The sequence below is a fragment of the Granulicatella elegans ATCC 700633 genome (genome assembly GCF_000162475.2).
In the GTDB taxonomy this organism is placed as follows: Bacteria; Bacillota; Bacilli; order Lactobacillales; family Aerococcaceae; genus Granulicatella; species Granulicatella elegans.
The window spans coordinates 146650-166373 of record NZ_KI391971.1; the positions used below are offsets into that span (position 1 = coordinate 146650).

The 19724-nt window shown below is 35.6% G+C and carries 16 protein-coding genes and 1 pseudogene; 14 read left to right on the top strand and 3 right to left on the bottom strand.

All coding sequences use genetic code 11. The features are described 5' to 3' along the window. Window positions 1-4: 4 nt before the first annotated feature. From HMPREF0446_RS00625 to HMPREF0446_RS00650, 6 genes and pseudogenes are all read left to right on the top strand, one after another. Window positions 5-985 (top strand): annotated as a pseudogene (locus HMPREF0446_RS00625) (hypothetical protein). A gap of 4 nt (window positions 986-989) precedes the next feature. Further along, window positions 990-2081 carry a M42 family metallopeptidase gene (locus HMPREF0446_RS00630; RefSeq protein WP_006703701.1) on the top strand — a complete coding sequence of 364 codons (1092 nt, stop codon included), beginning with the start codon at window positions 990-992 and terminating at the stop codon, window positions 2079-2081. Between the two features lie 2 nt (window positions 2082-2083). Next, window positions 2084-3043: a N(4)-(beta-N-acetylglucosaminyl)-L-asparaginase gene (locus tag HMPREF0446_RS00635; RefSeq protein ID WP_006703700.1), complete on the top strand. Its 960-nt coding sequence runs from the start codon at window positions 2084-2086 to the stop codon at window positions 3041-3043. Then, window positions 3044-4195, top strand: a complete 1152-nt coding sequence (locus tag HMPREF0446_RS00640) for a Sapep family Mn(2+)-dependent dipeptidase (RefSeq protein WP_006703699.1) — start codon at window positions 3044-3046, stop codon at window positions 4193-4195. Next, window positions 4192-4923: a copper homeostasis protein CutC gene (locus HMPREF0446_RS00645; protein ID WP_006703698.1), complete on the top strand. Its 732-nt coding sequence runs from the start codon at window positions 4192-4194 to the stop codon at window positions 4921-4923. The genes HMPREF0446_RS00640 and HMPREF0446_RS00645 overlap by 4 nt, the downstream gene beginning before the upstream one ends. Window positions 4924-4936: 13 nt before the next feature. Next, window positions 4937-5833 carry a DUF7916 family protein gene (locus HMPREF0446_RS00650; RefSeq protein ID WP_006703697.1) on the top strand — a complete coding sequence of 299 codons (897 nt, stop codon included), beginning with the start codon at window positions 4937-4939 and terminating at the stop codon, window positions 5831-5833. A gap of 70 nt (window positions 5834-5903) precedes the next feature. On the opposite strand, the gene HMPREF0446_RS00655 is transcribed toward HMPREF0446_RS00650, so the two are convergent. Together HMPREF0446_RS00655 and HMPREF0446_RS00660 are read right to left on the bottom strand one after the other, a co-directional pair. After that, window positions 5904-6317, bottom strand: coding sequence for a peptide deformylase (locus HMPREF0446_RS00655; protein WP_006703696.1), 414 nt, complete (start codon window positions 6315-6317; stop codon window positions 5904-5906). 11 nt (window positions 6318-6328) lie between these two features. Next, window positions 6329-6877 carry a TetR/AcrR family transcriptional regulator gene (locus HMPREF0446_RS00660; RefSeq protein ID WP_006703695.1) on the bottom strand — a complete coding sequence of 183 codons (549 nt, stop codon included), beginning with the start codon at window positions 6875-6877 and terminating at the stop codon, window positions 6329-6331. A gap of 125 nt (window positions 6878-7002) precedes the next feature. Here HMPREF0446_RS00660 and HMPREF0446_RS00665 point away from each other — a divergent pair, with 125 nt between their 5' ends. From HMPREF0446_RS00665 to HMPREF0446_RS00685, 5 genes are all read left to right on the top strand, one after another. Beyond that, on the top strand, window positions 7003-7704 hold the full coding sequence (locus tag HMPREF0446_RS00665; RefSeq protein ID WP_020991234.1) for an ABC transporter ATP-binding protein: 702 nt from the start codon (window positions 7003-7005) through the stop codon (window positions 7702-7704). Between the two features lie 13 nt (window positions 7705-7717). After that, window positions 7718-10888 carry an FtsX-like permease family protein gene (locus HMPREF0446_RS00670; RefSeq protein WP_020991235.1) on the top strand — a complete coding sequence of 1057 codons (3171 nt, stop codon included), beginning with the start codon at window positions 7718-7720 and terminating at the stop codon, window positions 10886-10888. A gap of 237 nt (window positions 10889-11125) precedes the next feature. After that, on the top strand, window positions 11126-11392 hold the full coding sequence (locus HMPREF0446_RS00675) for a metalloregulator ArsR/SmtB family transcription factor (RefSeq protein ID WP_006703692.1): 267 nt from the start codon (window positions 11126-11128) through the stop codon (window positions 11390-11392). Between the two features lies 1 nt (window position 11393). Next, window positions 11394-12035, top strand: a complete 642-nt coding sequence (locus HMPREF0446_RS00680) for an SdpI family protein (RefSeq protein ID WP_006703691.1) — start codon at window positions 11394-11396, stop codon at window positions 12033-12035. Window positions 12036-12140: 105 nt separating this feature from the next. After that, a complete protein-coding gene (locus HMPREF0446_RS00685; protein ID WP_006703690.1) occupies window positions 12141-14666 on the top strand; it encodes an ABC transporter ATP-binding protein/permease in 2526 nt (841 codons plus the stop codon). 474 nt (window positions 14667-15140) lie between these two features. Here HMPREF0446_RS00685 and cbpA read toward each other — a convergent pair whose 3' ends face one another. Then, window positions 15141-15779 (bottom strand): cyclic di-AMP binding protein CbpA, encoded by a 639-nt coding sequence (gene cbpA, locus HMPREF0446_RS00690; protein WP_006703689.1) that lies wholly within the window; start codon window positions 15777-15779, stop codon window positions 15141-15143. Between the two features lie 218 nt (window positions 15780-15997). Here cbpA and HMPREF0446_RS00695 point away from each other — a divergent pair, with 218 nt between their 5' ends. From HMPREF0446_RS00695 to HMPREF0446_RS00705, 3 genes are all read left to right on the top strand, one after another. Then, complete coding sequence (locus tag HMPREF0446_RS00695; protein WP_006703688.1) at window positions 15998-17362, top strand: hemolysin family protein; 1365 nt, start codon at window positions 15998-16000, stop codon at window positions 17360-17362. A 179-nt stretch (window positions 17363-17541) separates the two neighbouring features. Beyond that, a complete protein-coding gene (locus HMPREF0446_RS00700) occupies window positions 17542-18585 on the top strand; it encodes a Fic family protein (protein WP_006703687.1) in 1044 nt (347 codons plus the stop codon). 216 nt (window positions 18586-18801) lie between these two features. Continuing rightward, window positions 18802-19653 (top strand): helix-turn-helix domain-containing protein, encoded by an 852-nt coding sequence (locus HMPREF0446_RS00705; RefSeq protein ID WP_006703686.1) that lies wholly within the window; start codon window positions 18802-18804, stop codon window positions 19651-19653. Window positions 19654-19724 lie beyond the last annotated feature (71 nt).

Consider the following 19724-nt stretch of genomic DNA (forward strand, 5'->3'; position numbering starts at 1 on the left):
TGAAGTGGAGTTACAGACTTTATGTAGTTTACCGGGAGTTTCTGGAGATGAGTATGAAGTCCATCAATATTTATCTCAAGCATATCAACAATTGAATTTAGACTTGAAAAAAGATAAATTAGGTTCGATTTTTGGGGAGAGACTAGTGGAGAATAGTCCTTTTAAAGTGATGATTAGTTCCAATATTGATGAATGTGGAGGAATGATTGACGATATTCATGAGAGTGGATTATTGTCTTTTGTGACCATTGGAGATGTTTTACCAAAAGATTTTCTTCATCAACGAGTTTGTCTGTTAACACGACATCATCAACGAGTCTATGGCTATGTCCTACAAAAACAAGAGAAATTTTGGATTCATATAGGAACTAAATCGCAGTAAGAAGTGGAAGCGTTTGGGGTTCAAGTAGGAGATACTTTTGTCTTAGAAATTCCAGTTATTGAAACGGAACAAATGATTTTAAGTAAAAATATATCTAATCGAGCGGGAGTTTATGCTGCCTATCAGTTGATGGAAACAATGTCCTCTCTACCTTATACACTTAGCATTGGAGGAATTGCTCAATCGATTGTGGGATATAGAGGAGCTATTACTGCTACAAATACGATATTACCTGATGTATCGATTGTATTAGATGTAGTACCAGTTAGAGATTATGCAGAACAAACAGTCTATATTCGCTATTTTGATAAGACATTATTACCCAATGTTTCGTTAGTGAAAGAAATCAAAACAGTTGCTCAAAGTTTAGGATACGAAGTGAAGGCAAATGTCCAAGAAAAAGGGACGGATGGATCATTTATTCATAAATCTCTAGCAGGAACCCCTACGGTTGTTGTTGTGATTCCGTTAAAAGAAGAAGGAGAGTTTATCCAATTATTGAAGAAGGAAGATTTGAAACCTGTCATTCATACGCTACAAGTATTTTTAGAAAATTTAACTTCCCAAAAAGTTCAGCAACTTGCTTTCCAAGAAAGTTGGTGAAGCGATGTTAGAAAATCATCAAATAGAATTATTAAAAACATTAAGTAATCTTGTAGGTGTCTCAGGACATGAAGAGCAAATTTTACAATTTGTGTCAGAACAACTTCCTTTTTGTACGAAAAAACAAGATAAATTAGGCTCAGGATTATTTTCGTTAGGAGAGGGAGACCTTTCCATTATGTTTGCGACTCATATGGATGAAGTGGGGTTTGTTGTTTCTTCGATTAATGAGAGAGGATATGTATCGATTCAACCTGTCGGAAATATGTGGGCGCATACGTTATTACAACAATTAGTGACCATTACAACGAGTGATGGTCGACAATGGACGGGAATTATTGGGGGGCCTCAAACGCATGCGATTTCTCCAGAAGCTCGTAAAAAAGTTGTTGCAATGGAAGAGTTATTTATCGATTTGGGTGTTGATAGTCGGGAGTCTATTCAAGAAATGGGCATTGAAGTAGGGGATGTCGTGAGTTTAGTGAGTACTTGCCAAACGATTGGTTTGAATCAGGAATATATGATTGGGAAAGCTCTCGATAATCGAGTGAGTGTTTCGTTAGGAATTTGGCTCATGCAAGCTTTAGAGCATCAAAATCTATCTAAAAGAGTGACATTAGCAACAACAATTCAAGAAGAAGTTGGATTAAGGGGTGCACGTACGACAGCTTTCCAAGAAAAACCTTTAGTGGCTTTTGCGGTTGATACAACATTAGCAGGAGATACTCCAGCCAATCAAAATCATACGAAACTCGGAAAAGGTGTCTCGCTTACTGCCATTGATAATATGACAGTGACGAATCGTGGTTTGCTTATTTATTTGGAAAATCTTTGTAAGAAACATCAAATTCCTTATCAAATTGGTTGCTTTACAAAGGGTGGAACAGATGCTGGCAATATTTATAAGTCTGAAACGGGAATTTTAGCGACAACTTTATCAATTCCAATTCGTTATATGCATACGCATCAAAGTATTGTGCATTTAGGAGATGTTGAAGCAACGCTTAGATTAATGTGTGCGATTTGCGAAGATTTAACGATGGAAAAATACCATCAAATATTAGAATACAATTATCAATACGGAATGGAGGAGTGACTATGTGGGGAATGATTGCCACTTGGAGAATGGCGCTAGAAGGAGTTCAAGAGGCTGTGCAGTCATTAGAACAACAGGCATCTTCTGGAGATGCGATTGAAGTAGCGATTAAAGCAGTTGAAGATTTTCCCTATTATAAATCAGTCGGTTATGGGGGGCTTCCTAATGAAGTGATGGAAGTGGAATTAGATGCAGCCTATATGGATGGAACAACTCTTGATTTTGGGGCGGTATGTGCCATTCAAGATGTGGCGAATCCCATTTCAGTGGCTCGTCAATTGAGCTTACAATCGGTGAATAATGTATTAGTTGGAATCGGTGCTCAAGCTTATGCACAAAAGCAGGGGTTTGAACAGAAAAATATGTTAACCGATCGCGCGAAAATTCATTATCATAATCGTGTTAAAGATTTACAAACGGAATCTTTAGTCCCTTATGCAGGTCATGATACCGTTGGAATGGTTAGCTTAGATACAACCGGGAAAATGGTTGCCGGCACTTCGACAAGTGGACTGTTTATGAAAAAAAGAGGACGTGTAGGAGATTCTCCATTTATTGGTTCTGGCTTATATGTGGATAGCACAGTTGGTGGAGCAACTGCTACAGGTTTAGGGGAAGATTTGATGAAGGGAATTATTTCCTATGAAATTGTTCGATTAATGGAACAAGGAATGCATCCTCAACAAGCGTGTGAAATAGCAGTGAAGAATTTATCTCAAAAATTAATCCAACGAAGAGGAAATGCTGGGGATTTATCAGTTGTAGCGATGAATCACAAAGGAGAATGGGGAGCAGCTACCAATATTACCAATTTCTCTTTTGTAGTAGCAACTGAAAAAGAATCCTTAACGGTTTACCGAGTACATCCACAAGAAGATGGCACAATGATTCATGAAAAAGCCACTCAAGAATGGTTGGATGAGTATTTAAGAGAACGGATGAAACCACTCGAGGTGAAATAAATGGGAATAAGAGAGGATTTAGTCAAAGCGTTGGAAAACATTCAACCTGAATTGCACAAAGCTATCGAGCGATTAGTCGCCATTGAAAGTGTTCGGGGAGAATCATTGCCAGAAGCTCCTTATGGACAAGGCCCCAAACAAGCTTTATTAGAAGTGTTAGCACTCGCTGAAGAATTAGGATTTGAAACGAAAAATTTAGACAATAAAATTGGCTATGCACAATATGGAGATACTCGAGAAGATGGGGAATATTATGGTATTTTTGGACATGTAGATGTCATGCCTTTAGGAGCAGGCTGGGAAAGTCCTGCGTTAAAAGCAACGAAGCGAGATGGGAAAATTTTTGGACGTGGCGTGTTAGATAATAAAGGACCGATTTTGTCGAATTTATTTGCCTTATATGTATTGAAGGAAAAGGGAATTCAATTTGACAGTCCGATTCGAATTGTATTTGGAACAAATGAGGAAACGGGATTTGGCTGTGTAAAACATTATTTAACAAAAGAACAGCCCCCTACTTTTGGATGGACTCCAGACTGTAAATGGCCAGTTGTTTATGGAGAAAGAGGACGATTGAAAGTTCGATTGAGTACTTCTTTAGAACAGATTTCAGCATTATATGATTTTACCAATCAGTACTTACTTCATACAACTCATCAAGGAGTGGAATTAGGAATTAACTATTCCGATGAAGACTTTGGGATGATGCAATTAAGAGGATATACAGTTGGAATAGAGGAAGAAAGACATTTTGTGGAGTGGACGATGAGTTATCCAGCTTCTGTGACCAAAGAACAATTATTATCGGATATTCGAAAACATATTCCAGAAGGAAGTCGTTTAGAAGAAATTAGTTCCTGGAAGCCAGTTTTGTATGATAAAGATTCAAAGTATGTGCAAACTTTACAAAAAGTCTATCAAGAAGTCGTCGATGGCAATGCAACGCCTGTTACAACAACGGGTGGAACTTATGCCAAAATAATTCCAAATATAATTGCATATGGACCAAGTTTTCCAGGGCAAAGAGATATCGCTCATCTTCCAAATGAGTGGATAGGAATCGAAGATTTAAAAGTGAATACTATTATTTATGGATTAGCATTGTATGAATTAAGTTTCATAACAACATCATTAGAAGGAGGGAAAGGATGACAACTTTAGAAATTTGTGCAGGAGGTATTGAGGACTGTATCAATGCTCAAGCTGCAGGAGCCAATCGAATCGAATTAAATAGCGCGTTACATTTAGGAGGATTAAGCCCATCATTAGCTGTTTTAACTCAAGCTGTTAAAAAAATCGATATTCCTATTATTTGTATGGTTCGACCAAGAGGAGCCGGTTTTTGTTATAACGAATTGGAAAAAGAAGTGATGTTTGAAGATGCGAAAATTTTCTTAGAAGCAGGCGCAAAAGGATTAGCTTTTGGTTTCTTAACTCCAGAAGGGAACATGGATTGGGATGCAACAAAGAAAATGATTGAGCTATGTAAAGAATACGGTGCTGATAGTGTCGTTCACCGTGCCTTTGATTGTGTGAAAAATCCGGAAGAAACACTAGAAAGATTAATCGAATTAGGATGCACTCGTATTTTAACAAGTGGGCAAGGAAAAAATATTATGTCTGGCTTGGAGAATTTAGCTAAGTGGCAAAAACAATATGGAAAACAAATCGAATTTTTAGGGGGATGTGGCGTTTCTCTTGCCAATCTAACAGAAATTCTAGAAAAAACAGGATTAGAACAACTTCATGGAAGTTTTAAATCTTGGGTAGTGGATCCAACGACAACGAATGGAGAAGTTTCTTATCGCTATTCTGATAGCGGAGACTATGATTTGTGTCATTTAGAAAGTATGAAAGAAGCAGTTACTATTTTAAAATAAAGGGGACTTTACAATGGGAAAAAGAATTTTAAACTGTGTGGCAAGTGATTTTAGAAAATTTTCTGCAGAAGAATTAAAACTAGCCATTCAGGCAGGTGAGGGTAGAACGGTATGTTGTGAAATGGCCATTCGTCATCGTCCAATTATTCCGGAGTTAACACATGCGGAAATCGCCAGTGCATTTGGGGGAGACTTAATGCTTTTAAATGGATTTGATTGTTTAAATCCAAAATTATACGGGGTAGAAGGTAGCGCAAATCCAATTGAACGATTAAAAGAATTATGCGGACGTCCTGTTGGTGCTAACTTAGAACCAGTCGATTTAGAGGCAGAAATGTTGGAAACTCGACTAGTCATTCCAGCAGGAAGAATTTGCTCGAAAGAAACATTGAAATCCGCAGAAGCGTTAGGATTAGACTTTATTTGTTTAACAGGGAATCCTGGTACAGGAGTGACAAATCAAGCAATTGCCCAAGCCATTCAAAAAGTGAAAAAATATTTTACAGGAGTCATTATTGCTGGAAAAATGCATGGAGCAGGCTCAAAAGAACCCGTAATGAATCGAGAAATTGCAAAGGAACTGATTGAAGCGGGAGCGGATATTTTATTGGTTCCAGCAGTAGGAACAGTTCCTGGATTCACAGAAGAAGCATTGATTGATATTGTCCAATTTGCTCATGAACATGAAACACTTGTGTTATCTGCCATTGGAACTAGTCAAGAAGGTTCTTCTAAGGAAGTCATTGAACAAATCGCTATTCGCAATAAAATTTGTGGAGTCGATATTCAACATATTGGAGATGCGGGTTATGGTGGTTTAGCCGATGTAAATAACATCTTTGCTTTGTCCGTTGCGATTCGAGGTATGAGACATACCGTTGCAAGAATGGCAAGTTCGGTAGTCCGTTAATAGAAAGTAAGAATAGAAAAACGAGCATTTCCAATTTGGGAGATGCTCGTTTTATGTTTGAATTCGATAATTAAATTAAAATTCCTTGTAAGTGATCTATCTCATGTTGAATCACTTGAGCAGTAAACTCTGTAAAGGTTCCTGTGTGAGTTTTACCAGTAGCATCTTGATAGCGAACTTCGATTTTTTGATAGCGAGTAGTGCTTTTCATTCCTGTATGAGAGAGACAACCTTCTTCCGTTTGGTATGGTTGAGATTTTTTAGTAATGACTGGATTGACCATTACGATATCAAATGGTCCAGCGGCAACAATAATAATGGCTTTATGACTTCCAATCATATTCGCAGCCAAGCCGACACAACGGTCACGATTGGCACGTAAAGTATCTTGTAAGTCGACAATGACTTGTTTATCCGTAATAGGATTAGCAGGGATTGCTTTTTGTGATAAGAAAAATGGGTCTTTCATAATTTCTTTTTTCATGCTTGTCTCCTTTATTCTTGGCACATTCCAAGAAATATTTTAGTAATTTCTTCAGGGGATTCCACTCCCCCTTTTAAAATCCAGTGGAAAATAATGGCGCTATTGCTATAAATGAATACTTCTCTAGCATAGTCCTCTGGCATTGGTAGTTCTTGTTTTAAATTTTGTTTAATCGAATCCATTTTTTCCATTAGTTCGATTAAAAACTTTCGAACGAGTTGGTTCGTATACGTGAAACGGCTTGTAGCGACTGCGTGTATAAATTCAAATTCTTCTTTTAAATATTCGAAAATTTGAACGACTGCAGGATAGGCTTCTTGTTTTTGAGTAATAGGATACTGATGTAAAAGTGTTAGAATATGATGCAAAATTTCTTTTTCTAACTGATTCATCATATCGAATTTATCCACATAATGTAAATAAAAAGTTCCACGATTCACGCCTGCAGTGCGAGAAATGTCACTAACTGTAATAGCTTCAAAATCTTTTTCTTGAAGAAGTTGAATTAAGGCTGTTTTTAAAATTTCTTTTGTTTGAGTTTGTCGTTTTTGAACTTCCATTGTCTCATCCTTCTTAAATCAACACACGACTTCTAATTGCGCATTGAAATTTCTGTAGCGCTATTATATAGTAAATTTAAACAATAATCAACACGTTGTTCATTTAATAAGTAGAGGGAAAAGTGATGACATATATACAAGTAAAAAATAGTTTTAAACGATATCAAGAGGGAGAAACTGAAATAATTGCGAATCATGATGTGAATTTCGATATTGAAAAAGGTGAATTCGTTATAATTCTTGGAGCATCTGGAGCAGGAAAATCCACCGTCTTAAATATTTTAGGGGGAATGGATACAAATGATGAGGGAGAAGTATGGATTGATGGTGTGAATATTTCAAACTTTGATGAAACGCAATTAACGTATTATCGTAGGGATGATGTAGGATTTGTTTTTCAATTTTATAATTTAGTGCCAAATTTAACAGCAAAAGAAAATGTAGAATTAGCTGCTGAAATTGTGAAAGATGCTTGGGATGCAGAAGAAGCATTAAAAGCAGTAGGATTAGGACATCGTCTTCATAATTTTCCTGCACAATTATCGGGGGGAGAACAACAAAGGGTATCGATTGCTAGAGCAATTGCGAAAAAGCCGAAGATTTTACTTTGTGATGAGCCAACAGGGGCATTAGATTACCAAACAGGCAAGCAAGTATTGAAGATTTTACAAGAAATGTCAAGAGATTATGGAGCGACTGTTATTATCGTTACCCATAATACGGCATTAGCACCATTAGCGAATCGTGTAATTCATATGCATGATGCTAGGGTGAAAAGTATTGTACTGAATGATTCTCCGCAAGCGATTGAGGAATTGGAATATTGAGAGGAGAAGAATCGTGAAAAAGAAAATATTGAATAAAGCGATTCTTTCTTCATTGAAGGAATCGAAGGGAAGATTTTTATCTATCTTATGTTTAATGATGCTCGGTTCATTTGCATTAGTGGGATTAAAAGTTTCGGGTCCGGATATTCAAGAGACGGTTCATCAATATTTGGAAAAATATCATACAGCGGATATTTTTGTATTGGCAGATTATGGACTAAGTCCAAAAGATCAAGAAGAATTACAAGAAGAAAATGCTGAAGTTGAATTTGGATATTTTGTAGATACCGTGATAGCAGACAGTCCGAAAGCGATTCGAGTATTTTCTAAGACTAATCAGCAATCGGAAGTAGAATTAGTGAGTGGAGCTTATCCAAGTCATCTGGATGAAGTCGTATTAGATGAACAGTTATCCAATCGTTATCAAATCGGGGATCTCATCAATTTAAATGAAGTGAAGTCTCCGTCATTATTAAAACAGCATGAGTTTAAAATCACCGGATTTGCTCATTCGAGTGAAATTTTATCGAAAAATAGTAAAGGAGTCTCGACTGCAGGAAGTGGGGACTTATCAGGATTTGCCATTGTTCCACAAGAAAGTTTTGATAGCTCTGTTTATACGATAGCTCGTTTACGTTACCCGAACTTACGTAGTTTGAAAACATTTAGTAGGGAATACTTAGATGAAGTGGTTTGGATTCAACAATCTATCGAAGAAAAATTATCCGATAATGGAACCGTAAGGCTGAATGATTTAAAAGAGGAAGCAGATGGAAAAATTCAAGATGGAGAAGAACAAATTTCTCAAGCTAAAAATCAACTAGAAGAGGGAAAAACGAAGCTCGAAGATGGGCAACAACAATTAGCAAATCAAGAAGGTAAATTAGTTCAAAGTCAAAAAGAACTCGCTCAAAATCAGGCATCTCTCAATAGAGGAAATCAAGAAATTCAACAAGCAAAACAAAAATTACAAAAACAGTATGAATTACTTGAATCTAATCGAGTGCAGTTAGAAACTTCCAAACAAACGTTGAATAAACAAAATAGCGCCTTACAAGAAGGGAAAAAGAAATTAGCAGAAGCAGAAAAGCAATTAGAATCTCAAAAAGAAAGAGGGCTTCCTCAAACAGCATTATCTGCTATGCAAGAAAAAATTCTTCAACAAAAACAAGAATTGGATGCGGGAACTACCACTTATGAACAAGGATTAACGCAATACGAGAATGGTTGGGCTAGTTATCAAGAAGGCTTGAAACAATACCAAGAAGGCTTAGCAATCATTCAGTCTAAACAAAATACGCTAGATGTTGGGCAAAGAGCTTTAGCAGAAGGAAAGAGAAAAATTTCTGCTGGTGAGGAAGCTGTAGCGAAAGCAAAACAAGAAATTGAAGAAAAACAAAACCAATATACAGATGAAAAAGAAAAAGCTGAAGAAAAAATTAGCCAAGCTGAGACAGATTTAGAAGATGCAAAAGTCAAAGCTTCTAAACTAACAAAACCTCGTTATTCTGTTTATACTCGCTCGACTATGCTAGGGAGTGAAGGCTATTTAAATATGAAGTCTACTGCAGAAGGGATTATTGCTGTAGCGAATTTATTCCCGGTTGTATTATATGCTGTGGCAGCACTTGTGACAGTGACAACGATGACTCGTTTTGTCAATGAAGAACGAATGAATGCCGGTATTTTAAAAGCGCTAGGTTATAGCACATTTGATGTGATGAAGAAATTTGCTTTTTATGGATTTAGTGCGGGAATGATTGGAACGATCATAGGAATCGGATTAGGGACTTACTTTTTACCAAGTATATTAGGGGTTACTTTATTAAAAGAAACAATCCTTCCTTCGATTTCTCTACTATTTAATTTCCAGATTACTTTAGTAGCGCTACTATGTTCGATTGGTTGTAGTGTTATTCCACCTGTATGGATTGCGTATCGAGAATTAAAAGAAAGTTCAGCAAGTTTACTATTACCAAAAGCTCCAAGTGTAGGTTCTAAAATTTGGTTGGAATATGTACCATTTATTTGGAAGAGATTCAGTTTTACTCAAAAGGTAACAGCACGAAATATTTTCCGTTATAAACAACGAATGTTGATGACAATATTTGGGGTAGCTGGTTCGGTGGCTTTATTATTTGCCGGAAGAGGAATTTTATCTTCTTTATCAGGTATTTCACATCGCCAATTTGGAGAAATTATTACGTATGATGCCATTGTTATCAAAGAAGCGGTGATGACGGGAAAAGAGCAAGAAGCGTTGAGCCAGTTATTATCTACAAAAGAAATTGAGCATTATAGTGATGTACATAGTGAAACGATTGCTACTAAAATTGCTGGAGTACATGAGGAGCAATCCCTAACCATATTAGTAGGAGAAGAGGCAGAGTTAAGTCGTTATATACACTTGTATGATGCGAAAACAAAGCGACAGAAATCTCTTACGAACGATGGAGTGTTCTTATCGGAAAAATTAGCTCAGTTATTGAATGTTCATGAAGGTGAAACGGTTCGTTTACCAATTAAAGACGGTGTGACGAAAGAGATGGTTGTCTCAGGCATTATTGAAATGTATGCAGGGCACTTTATGATTATGTCGCCAACGGTTTATGAAACACTGGCTCAAGAAACTCCAACAAAAAACGCAAGCTTTGTTAGTTTTAAAGAAAAAGATGCGGATAGTGTACGTAAGATGTCTGCTCAATTATTAGCTCAAGATGGAGTGAAGGCAGTTGTTCAAAATACTTCCATGATTCATCGGATTGAAACGATTGTTGGTTCATTGAGTCGAGTGATGATCTTATTAACGATTGTGTCAGTTCTGTTAGCTATTGTCATTTTATATAATTTAACAACGATTAATGTGGCAGAGCGAATTCGGGAATTGTCGACGATTAAGGTGTTAGGCTTTTTGAATCGAGAGGTGACATTGTACATTTATCGTGAAACGATGGTTCTTTCTTTGATTGGTATTGTTGTGGGGCTATTGTTGGGGAAGGTATTACATCGAGTGATTATTGAAGCGGTGGCGCCTGCGTTTGTGCGGTTCAATCCGCAAGTGGGGTTGGATGTTTATATTTGGCCGTGTATTTTTATCTTATTGATTTTAGCAGTGCTAGGAATATTAGTGAACCATATGCTGAAAAAGGTTGATATGTTAGAGGCCTTGAAGTCTGTTGATTGAAAATGAAAAAAGACTGGAATAGCTGTAGCAATGGACGCAAGCAGCTTCGCGAAGCGAATCTCTCCAATGCTACGGCTATTAGTATTTTCATTTTTATTCACTTCAAAAATACCGGCGTTTTTTATTGTAAAAAATTTAAACATCTATTTAAAAATATTTTTAAATAATTCTTGCATTTTGATTTCACAAGGAGTATTATCTATTTAAAGAAAATTTTAAATAGAAAGAGATGATCATATGTCTGTAAATGATATTTTGTCTGCATTATCGGATGAAAACCGTCGGAAGATTTTAGAAATTTTACGACAGGGAGGAATGAATACTGGAGACTTAGCACAGAGCTTACAAATCACACCGCAAGCATTGTCGTATCATTTAAAAAAGTTAAAACAGGCGAATTTAATTTATGAAATAAAGGAAAAAAACTTTATTTATTATGAATTAAATTTAACAGTTTTAGAAGAGGCAATTGTTTGGATGAATTCAATTATTGGAGGAAAATAATATGTTAGTTGAACAAAGAAAAATTTATTTATTAGATGTCATTTTGACTTTTTTACCTATATTACTTGCTTTATGCGTTGTTTGGTATGCACCTGAGACAATCGTTTCTCGTTTTGACTTAGAAGGCAATATTGTCGCAACAGCTTCCCGTTGGACGATTCTAATATTACCAATTTTCATTTTATTATTATCTGGCTTGATCAAATGGATTGATTATAAAGAATTAGTCGGAAGTCATAACAAGGAAATTAGCCGTTATATTTTCAGAGTAACATTACTATTGTTTAACGCTATCGCCTTTTTCCAATTTTTCTTAATTTTAACAGGGTATAGTATGGTATCCCAAATGGGACGTTTGATGGCATTTCTTATAGGGTTATTTATGATATTCGTTGGAAATGTTAGTCCTAAAATTAAAGAAACGAACAAGCACTTTGGATTCCGTGTGCCTTGGATTATGAATAATGATGAAGCTTTTCGTAAAACACAACGATTCTTCGGATTTGCGAGTATGATTTGTGGAATTATCTTTATTTTAATTTCATTATTTGTGGCGAATCAATTAGCAATGATTCTTGTAAGTAGCGTTTTATTGCTAACGATTGGGATTACTATAGTGTATTCATATAAAATTAGCAAATAAATGATGAATGACTTTTCTAGGTAATAATTTTAGGCAATATTCTCTATCGTTACGAAGAAAAATTATGTTATTAGACTTAATAAAAAACTAAAAGGAAGTTAGACAATGTTACAGTTACAACATATTTCAAAAATATATAAAACTGGAAATCAAGAATTTCACGCGTTGAAAGATATCTCGATCCGTTTCCGTGAAAATGAGTTCGTCTCAATTCTCGGACAATCGGGTTCAGGGAAAACCACCCTATTAAATATTATCGGCGGACTCGACCAATACACATCGGGTGATTTACTTATCCAAGGAAAATCAACAAAACAATTTAAAGACCGAGATTGGGATAGCTACAGAAACCACACAATTGGTTTCGTCTTCCAATCCTATAATCTTATCGGCCACCAAACGGCACTCTCAAACGTCGAGATTGCGATGACGCTCTCTGGTGTTTCTAAAGCAGAACGTAAGAAATGTGCCATCGAAGCGCTAGAACGAGTTGGATTGAAAGATCATTTATATAAGAAACCAAACCAAATGTCTGGGGGACAAATGCAACGAATCGCGATTGCACGTGCCCTTGTCAATAATCCAAAAGTCGTTTTAGCCGATGAACCGACTGGAGCGCTTGATTCTGAGACTTCACTTCAAATCATGGAGTTGTTAAAAGACATCGCCAAGGAACGTCTCGTTATCATGGTGACGCATAACCCAGAGTTGGCACAGGCGTACTCTACTCGTATCGTACAAGTATTAGATGGAAACATCTTAAGCGACTCGAATCCATACGAATCAACCGAAGAAACCAAACAAGGCGATATTCAGTTCATGAAGACGAAGATGAGCTTTATGACAGCTCTAGCTCTCTCGTTTAATAACCTATTGACGAAGAAGGGCCGTACCTTCCTGACTGCCTTTGCCGGTTCTATTGGGATTATCGGGATTGCCCTTATTCTGGCCCTTTCGAACGGTGTGAGCAACTACGTGAAGAAAGTGCAAGAAGACACCCTCGTTTCTCTTCCTCTGACGATTAGAGAACAGAACCACAGTAATTTGCTTGCAACCTCTCCGGATTTGAGTGATAAACCTTATAAAGACAATAACGAACTCGGAGTCAATACGGTGTTGACGAATTTATTGAAAAAACAAATTGGGAAAAACGACCTCGCGCCTTTCAAGACTTACTTGGATGAACACGCATCCGAAGTCGCAACCCATACCAAAGACATTCGTTACCAATACAATTTACAACCGTACATTTACGCTAGTGATACATCGAGCGGTCCAAAGAGCATTCTTCCGTCAAACTTATCGGAAGAAATCGACACGTCGAACCAAACGATTAAAGGTTACTTGCAAAATATTGACTACTGGAGCCAACTTTCAAGCGACGAGGAGATGCTTAATACGCAATATGACGTGCTAGAAGGTCGACTTCCAAATGATAAATCTGAAATCGTCCTTATAGTGGATGAAGATAATCAAATTAGCGACTTGCTCCTTTATAGCTTACGCATTAAAGACCCTAGCGAATTAAACGATGTGAAGAAACTCGATGAACTTAAATCACAAATATATCAATATAGTGATTTCATCGGAAAAACATTCAAAGCCGTTGTGAACACGAACAGATTCGCCAAAGAAAATAACCAATGGATGAATAAAATTAACGACGAAGCCTATATGAAGACGCAAATCGAGAATGGGCTCAATCTTACAATTGTCGGCGTTCTTCGTCAAAAAGAAGGCACCAGTTCTGGTGTGAACACTCCTTCTGGTGTTGTGGCTTATACAAGCGCTCTTATCGATTATACTTCTGAGCAAATTCAAAATAGTGACATCGTAAAAGAGCAAGAAGTCAACCCAAACATCAATGTATTTACTGGAAAAGAATTTGCCAAAGATCCAAAACCATTCAATTCAGCTAATTTAACCGAAGAAGAAAAAATCCAGTTGGTAAAATTGACGCCTGAACAACAAGCGCAATATATCCAACAATACAACGAAAACTCAGCTGCTACTTACGAGGAAAACTTAGCGAAATTGGGTGTTATCGACAAATCCAAACCGGCTGCTATCGAGTTCTACACATCTTCGTTCCAACAAAAACAAGAGTTAAAGGACTTCATCAACGCCTATAACACGGCGAAAAAAGACGCCGGCGAAGACGACAAAGTGCTCGCCTACTCCGACGATATTCAAACCATCATGTCTTCGATTACGACAATGGTGGGTGTGATTACAACCGTACTTGTTGGCTTCGTGGCTATCTCGCTTATTGTATCATCGATTATGATTGCGATTATCACGTACATCTCGGTTCTCGAACGTACAAAAGAAATTGGAATTCTACGTGCAATGGGGGCTTCGAAGAAAGACATCCGTCGCATCTTCACGGCCGAAACCGTCATCGAAGGATTTATTTCCGGGCTACTCGGTATCGGAATTACAGTACTTGCTGTTTTCCCAATTAATGCGATTGTTGAGAAAATAGCAAAAGTTAAGAATGTGGCACAATTACCGTTGTCTGCAGCACTTATCCTTATCGGTATCTCAATTATCCTTACCATGTTAGCTGGTCTTATCCCTTCACGTATCGCCGCGAAGAAAGATCCAGTTGAATCATTACGAAGTGAATAATATCTATACTCCAAATTTATTATTATAATTCGTTTAGTTCTCGAAATAAAAACGTAATAGAAACACCTCAAAGGATAATTAGTTAACTCTAATTTTTAGGTTATTTGACAAATCCTGTTGGTGAGAAATCACCGACAGGATTTTTTATATGCAAAAAAGAGAAATCCAGATTATGATTAAGTCGACCAAAACCAATCAAAGGAGGATTTCTTTCATGGATTATTGTATATAAAAATTACTAAGATTAACAGAAGAAAATTTTATTACGGATGAAAAGAGTAAAGGGACAAAAAAATAAAAACAGAAAAAATCGGAGCGCTGTAGCTTTGGTACTATAAGCCACAAGGGCTTATAGTACGGGAAAAATTGAGACCTTAGGCTCAATTTTTAGCCATGAGATTCGCAAAGCGAAGCTGCTGGCGTCCCTAGCTACTAAAGCGTAGACTTTTTCTGTTTTTATTTTTGTTTCGAGGTTTAGTAGTCATTCAAATCTTCCACTTCAGCAATTGAGAAGTCTTTTTTCTCTAGCGCTGAAATAATTTGATTCAATGTTTCGTTTGGAACTCCCGCTGGAAGCGTAATTAACAGACGACGAAGCGAACGATCTTTTTCAGTATCTAATGTCATCACATTGGCAATAGAAGCATATTGATTAATAATTTTAGAAATTTGAGCTAACGATCCCTTTTCCCCACCAGAAATAATCGTTAAAACATAAGAACCATTATTCACACTCCAAGATTCTTGAAGCATATTTAATAAACTACTATGCGTTAAAATACCATAAAAACGTTGAGAATCATCTAATACAGCAATATAAGGTAATTCTTTAATTGTAAAGAACACTTTGAAGAACGAACTTGTAATATTGATAAATTTCGTAGTGTTTTTAATTAAATGAGTAACCGGTAAGCTCATATCGCCCCCATTTGCTTTATGACGATAGATGTGCATTTTATAAATATTTCCACGGAAGAAAGTTTCTGTTTCATCTAAAACTGGAACGCAACGATATCCAGAGTTTTCTAAAATAACAATCGCTTCTTCAAGAGTACAAGATTCTTTAACAACCGTTAAACTCTTTTTAGGAATAACAAGTGATTTTAATAGCATAGACATGCCCCTTTCTTGAAATCAATTTTCGTGTTTTGTAAAATATAGACACGTTTTCATTATTGATAATACCACTTTTTGATTAAAAAGTAACGAGAAATTTATTAAAATAGGGGGCAAAAATCTCTATATAATGGACATATCTTGCATTTTCACACAAAAGTGAGTATGATATTTGTATATTTTTAAAAAATTAACAAAGTAAAGGGGATAACTGAATGATGACAGCAGATTCTGATGGGAGTTCGCTGGGAATCCAGATTTTAATTATTGTACTATTAACTGCGATAAATGCATTTTTTGCAGCAGCGGAGATTGCCTTTGTATCGATCAATCAAGGAAAGATGAGTCAAAAAGCGAGTGAAGGAGATAAGAAGGCGCAACGAGTAATGCGTTTATTAGAAAATTCGGATGAATTTTTAGCAACAATTCAAGTAGCGATTACGTTAGCCGGATTCTTCTCAAGTGCTTCTGCAGCAACAAGTTTTGCTTCACGTATTCAACCATTATTGGAGAATGTACCGGGTGCAGAAACATTAGCAATTTTGATTGTGACTGTAATCTTATCTTATTTAACATTAGTGTTTGGGGAATTGTATCCAAAACAAGTTGCCTTACAATTGGCGGAACCGATTGCCTTACATACGGCAGGAATTATTTTATTTGTTAAAAAAGTTTCCAAACCATTTGTATGGATTTTAACCGTTTCAACTGGCTTATTAAAAGGAATGACACCTATTGAATTTAATAATGAACAAGAAAAATTAACGCGTAGTGAAATGAATTTTCTTTTAACGAATAGTCGTAATGATGGAGCAATTGATAAAGAAGAATTTACAATGCTTCAAGGAGTTTTATCTCTTGATTCAAAACTAGCTAGAGAAGTGATGGTGCCAAGAACAGACACATTAATGCTTGATGTGGAAGATGATTTAGCAGAAAATATTGAAATCATTTTAAGTAGTTCTTATTCACGTTTCCCAATTTATGAAGAAGATAAAGATAATGTCATTGGAGTTTTACACTCTAAAGACGTTTTAAGAGCGGCAAAAGAACAAGGCTTCGATCAAATCCAATTAATGGATTTAGCGCATCAGCCATTATTTGTTCCGTCAACGATTTTCGTAGATGATTTATTAGTCGAATTTAGAAAAACACGTCAACATATGGCGATTTTAAAAGATGAATACGGTGGAGTCGAAGGTGTCGTGACATTGGAAGACTTAATCGAAGAAATTGTCGGTGAAATTGAAGATGAGTATGATGTGGAAGAAATGAGTTACCGTGAAATTGATGAGAAGAATTTCTTAATTGATGCGGGAATGACATTAGAAAAATTCAATCAAATTTTCCAAACAACGATTGATTCAGATGAAGTGGACACAATGGCGGGAATTATTTTAGAAGACTTAGGATATTTCCCAGAAGACGACGAAGTGGTAGAAGTTCGTCAAGAAAATGTCTTATTAAAACCAACATTAGTAGAAAATGGAAGAATTCGTCGTATTCATGTTCACTTACTAACTCCAGAAGAAGTAGAAGCGTACGAACAAGAAGAAAACGAAGAAGAAACAGAAGAATAATATATCGTAACTATCGGGTCAACGGGCTCGGTAGTTTTTTGTATTTGATAGACGCTAATCTCGCCAGTTTCAATTTTTATACGCCAAAACGTCAAAAATGGCGTAGATTAATCTCGCCATTTATAGTTTTTCTACGCCAAATATGATATAATGGCGTAGAAAAAGATGGAGGTGATATTTTGAGACAATTTAATTATTTAAAACTGATGGAACTATCTATACCTGTAAATATTTATCATCATATTGCTAAAATTCATGAATATAAAGGGAAACAAGAGCTTTATGTAGAAAACTATCCGGATGTACTGGAAAAAATGGTGGATGTTGCTAAAATTCAAAGTACAAAATCTTCTAATGCGATTGAAGGGATTTATACAAATGATGCAAGACTGAAGGAATTGATGAATCAAAAGGCAGAGCCTCAAAATAGAAATGAAGAAGAAATTGCAGGATATAGGCATGTGCTTGATCTGATTCATGAAAATTATGATTATATCGAGTTTAATAAAAATGATATTTTAACACTGCATAATCAGTTGTATTCTTATTCTTTCGTGAATCATAACGGGAAGTTTAAGAAATTAGATAATAGTATTATAGAAGTAGATGCTTTTGGAAATCAAAAAGTTCGATTTCAATCAGTTAGTAGTTTTGAAACAGAAATGTATGTTGATGAAATGGTGGTGGCTTATAACGAAGCGATAAAGGAAAATGTTCCTCCACTTATTTTAATTCCAGCGCTCATTCATGATTTCCTATGTATTCATCCGTTTGATGATGGAAATGGAAGAATGAGTAGAATTTTAACATTATTATTACTCTATAAATTTGGATATTTTGTAGGGCGGTATATTAGTATAGAAATGCTGATTGAGGAAACAAAAGAGTCTTATTATGAAGAATTACAACATTCAAGTGAAAAATGGCATACTGGAGAAAACGATGAATTACCATTTATCAAATATATGCTAGGTATTATCTTGAAAGCATATAAAGAATGTGATGACAGATTTAGATTAATAGGAGAAAAACAATTAACATCTCCTGAAAGAGTATTAACAGTAATTCAAAAATCATTATCGCCACTTTCTAAAAAGGATATTATGATTCTTTGCCCAGATATTTCACAAAGAACAATTGAACGAGCTCTAAAAGAATTACAAGATTCAGAAAAGATACAACAAGTAGGAAATGGTCGTTCTACAAAATATATGAAACTATAGATTTAAACTAAAAGAAACTATCGGGTCAATAGGCTCGATAGTTTTTATTTTAGTGATTGGATAATTTCTGATAAGTTTGGGCGTGGTTTTGGATTTTTTGGTGAATTCTCAATGATTTTTTCTGTCATATTCTTTACTCCTTTTTAAAAATGATTATAATAAAAACTAAATTATTGTGTAAAAAGTAATCTTATAGGATGACTTGGGGGAGAAGTTATGGGACATGGAGAATTTATTAAAAAAATTAGAAAAGAAAAACATTTAACTCAAAAAGAGTTAGCGGAAGGTATTTTAAGTAAAAACTTTTTATCGAAGTTTGAAAGAGGAGAAAGTAAAATAACGAGTGAAATTTTTTTGAATTTGTTGGAACGGTTAAATGTCTCCTTAGATGAATTCGAACAATTAGCGACTTCAAAACATTCTCAAAAGGAATTTCTACAAAAATTAGACACTTTTAAAAGTCAAAAAGACGTTTATTTATTGGAAAATTTAAAAGCGGAAGAAAAACAATTGTTTCAAGCTGATAGAAATAGACGACATCTTCATAATCAAATTTTAGTGGAAGCTCATATACAGTATTTACAAGGTAAAAATATTGACGTGAAACAAAAACGAGTGATTCAATCTTATTTATTTGAAGTAGAAGAGTGGGGAGATTATGAATGGGAGTTATTTGGGAATATTGTTTTTTGTTTATCCACTAAAGAAACACATTTATATATAGATTCTATCTTTAGAAAGGCCCGCTTAGGAAAACAGGATACGATGCATAAACGAATGTTATGTCGTATTTTGTTAAATATTTTTTTAGAAGATATTGAAGCGAATTCATCTGAAGCTAGCCGAGTAGAAAAGTACTTAATAGAGGTATTACAAGATGAAGAATTTTATTATGAGAAAATTCGTTTCAACTATTTGCAAGGGATTCTTCATATTTATCAAGGTTATGTAGAAAAAGGGGAACAAGAGTGTTTGAAGATGATTGATATTTTTAAAAATTTAAAGGAAGTGAAAAAGGCTTCTCAATATCAAGAATATTTAGAGTGTGTTTTGTGTGAAATAGAATAAATCCAACTATAGGATGATTTTTTTCAAAGTGTTTATTGGGAAAGTATACTGTAAGTAAACATTCGTTTTTT